This is a genomic window from Microcoleus sp. w2-18bC1 (genome assembly GCF_036700365.1).
Classification (GTDB): Bacteria; Cyanobacteriota; Cyanobacteriia; order Cyanobacteriales; family Microcoleaceae; genus Microcoleus.
This window is the reverse complement of sequence record NZ_JAUBOS010000151.1, coordinates 1-1,860: the sequence shown is the minus strand read 5'-3', so window position 1 is coordinate 1,860 and position 1,860 is coordinate 1. Positions and strand designations below refer to the sequence as shown.

Genomic DNA, 1,860 nt, shown 5'->3' with positions numbered 1-1,860 from the left:
TCATTGTAGTTTTTTTTCCATGATTATGGGATGTTTGGTTTCACCCTTTTTTAATTCGCCAACAGTCTCTTGAAATCCCTTCTACACCAAAGTGACGGCGATTGAAATCGCTTTTACAGAAACAAAGCCCGCCTGCGCGGGCTGAAAAAATCAATAGTGACAGGCATTGAAATCTTTTCTAAATACAGATGACGGCGATTGAAATCAGTTTTACACAGACAAAGCCCGCCGGAATCAGGCTGGAAGAAGAGATAATTTTTATAGTTTCGTTATTGAAAATAGGAATTCAATCGAGAATATGGCTATTTTACAATTTTTATTGGTAATGGGTTTGGGCGGATTCGCAGGCTTGTTGATTGTAAAAAATGTGAATGAAAACAAGCAAAAGCAGCGGTTAGATGAGGCTTTTTATCAGTTGTTGGAAACTCAAAACAGTCAAATTTCGCTGATTCAACTGGCGGCTAATGCTAGGGTTGAGGCTGAAGTTGCTCAGCAGTATTTAACTCGGCAAGTTAAGATTTTTTCGGCGGTTTTAGAGGTAGATGATGAAGGAGATACTTTTTATAGGTTTCCTAGGTTGCGCTTACCACCGAGTTCGGGTAAGGAATGGTGAAGTGAGAAAGCGCGATCGACTAATTCAAATTTATGCAAGTTAAAGATATCGGTGAACAAGGCCTTTTAAGGATATTGCAAAAATTCTGCCCCGCAGAGATAGTGGGTGATGATTGCGCTGTCATGGCTACAAATCCCAACCAATCTCTGGCTATCACTACAGATATGTTGGTGGATGGAGTGCATTTTAGCGATCGCACTACGGGGCCTTATTACGCAGGATGGCGCGCCGCAGCGGCGAATTTGTCGGATCTGGCTGCGATGGGAGCAAAGCCTCTGGCGGTGACTGTAGCCATTGCTGTGGCGGCGGATACGGCTGTGGAGTGGGTTGAAGAGTTTTATCGGGGAATGACGGCTTGCTTGCAAGAATATCATACGCCGATCGTCGGTGGCGATGTTGTGCGATCGCCGGTTGTGACTGTGGCGATTACGGCTTTTGGACAAGTTGAGTGCGATCGTACCATTAGTCGGTCAAATGCGCGATCGGGCTGGGCGATTGTCGCTACTGGGGTTCACGGAGCCTCCCGCGCGGGATTAGAATTGCTGTTAAATCCAGAATTCGGGCAAAATCTTACAGAAGCAGATCGAACTTCTTTAATTGTCGCTCACCAGCGCCCTAAACCGAGGCTGGATGTGTTGCCGGTTGTTTGGGAAATATTAGCTTCCGAAGGCGCGATGGAACCCCCCCTCAGTCCCCCCCTTGCTAAGGGGGGGAAGCAAGATTTCCATTCTCCCCCCCTTAGCAAGGGGGGGCCGGGGGGGACTCAATCCCCAATTGCAATCGCCGGAATGGACAGCAGCGACGGTTTAGCAGATGCGATTATTCAAATTTGTCGGGCTAGCGGTGTTGGCGGAAAAGTCGATCGTACAAAAATACCAATTCCCGATATTTTCAGCGAAATTGTATCAACCCAAAAAGCTTTAGATTGGGCATTATACGGCGGCGAAGACTTCGAGTTAGTGCTGTTTTTGCCAATAACCAGCGCTCAGTTATTGGTAGAAAAAATAGGAAACCGAGCCGCGATAGTGGGAATCGCTACGGATAGCACCGATATCTGGTTGACTGATAGCAGCGGTATTTATTCTGATGCTATATTAAAGCTTGATCGGGGATTCCAACACTTCTGAATTATCTCGCTTGTCCGCATAGGCTGACTTGGTTTGTGTAGACGCGGTTTCAAGAGACTGTTGGCGAATTAAAAAAGGGTGAAACCAAACATCCCATAATCATGGAAAAAAAACTACAAT

2 protein-coding genes are annotated in these 1,860 nt (G+C 46.2%); both read left to right on the top strand.

Features of this window, described 5'->3' with window-relative positions:
- Positions 1 to 298 precede the first annotated feature (298 nt).
- Positions 299 to 613 (top strand): hypothetical protein, encoded by a 315-nt coding sequence (locus QT979_RS28775; protein WP_333212110.1) that lies wholly within the window; start codon positions 299 to 301, stop codon positions 611 to 613.
- Positions 614 to 645: 32 nt separating this feature from the next.
- Positions 646 to 1,740, top strand: coding sequence for a thiamine-phosphate kinase (gene thiL, locus QT979_RS28770; protein WP_333312376.1), 1,095 nt, complete (start codon positions 646 to 648; stop codon positions 1,738 to 1,740).
- The last annotated feature ends 120 nt before the right edge of the window (positions 1,741 to 1,860 follow it).